The following is a 963-nucleotide window of genomic DNA, read 5'->3' as shown; positions in this document are numbered from 1 at the left end:
CAGGCTGTTGAATTTCATCCCCGTAAAACCTGGCGTTCAAGAGCATCGTTGTAGATACTGACGACTCCCTCAACAAGGAGTCCAGACGATGCGGGGATCAGATGTGATGCAGGAGTCGCTGTTCACGGTGGCCAAGCTGGAGGACTTCGTACCAGCAGACCACCCACTTCGCCCGATCCGCAGCCTGGTCAATGAGGCCTTGTCCCGCCTGAACGGCCTGTTCAACACCATCTACGCAGATACAGGCCGCACCTCCATCGCGCCCGAGAAGCTGCTGCGCGCCATGCTCATCCAGGTGTTCTTTTCAGTGCGAAGCGAGCGCCAATTGGTCGAGCAGATCCGCTACAACCTGCTGTACCGCTGGTTCATTGGCCTGGCCATCGACGACGAGGTCTGGGACCACTCCAGTTTCTCCAAGAACCGCGACAGGCTGCTGGAGCACCGGGTAGTGGAGAACTTCTTCACCGAGGTGATGACCCTGGCGGACAAGCGCAAGCTGCTCAGCAAAGACCACTTCTCGGTGGATGGCACCCTGATCCAGGCCTGGGCCAGCCACAAGAGCTTCACGCCCAAGGAGCGCGAAGAAGGCAAGAACGACGATTGCGACTCCGATCCGGGCGCAGGGGCGGGACGCAATGCTGCGGCCGACTGGCATGGCAAGCCCCGCAGCAACGCCACCCACGCCAGCACCACCGACCCCGACTCCCGGCTGTTCAGGAAGAGCCAGAATGCAGCGGCCATCCTGGCCTACCAAGGCCATGTACTGATGGAGCACCGCTCAGGTCTGGTGGTGGGTGCCGTGGTCACACATGCCGATGGCTACGGAGAGCGTGCCGCCGCGCTGGCGATGCTAGACAGCTTGCCAGGCAGGCGTGCGCGAACGGTTGCGGCAGACAAGGCCTATGACACCCGGGACTTCGTGCAGGCGTGCCGCCAGCGGCATGTGACACCCCATGTGGCCAG

At 62.1% G+C, this 963-nt stretch carries 1 protein-coding gene; it reads left to right on the top strand.

The annotated features are described in order from the left end of the window. Positions 1-88: 88 nt before the first annotated feature. Positions 89-963, top strand: an 875-nt coding sequence (locus AC3WOH_RS34830) for an IS5 family transposase (protein ID WP_492233892.1), incomplete at its 3' end; no start/stop codon positions are given.

Source organism: Acidovorax sp. FW305-C-20-28 (assembly GCF_058783375.1).
Note: the sequence above shows the minus strand (reverse complement) of the source record. Positions and strands in the feature narration are given on the sequence as shown.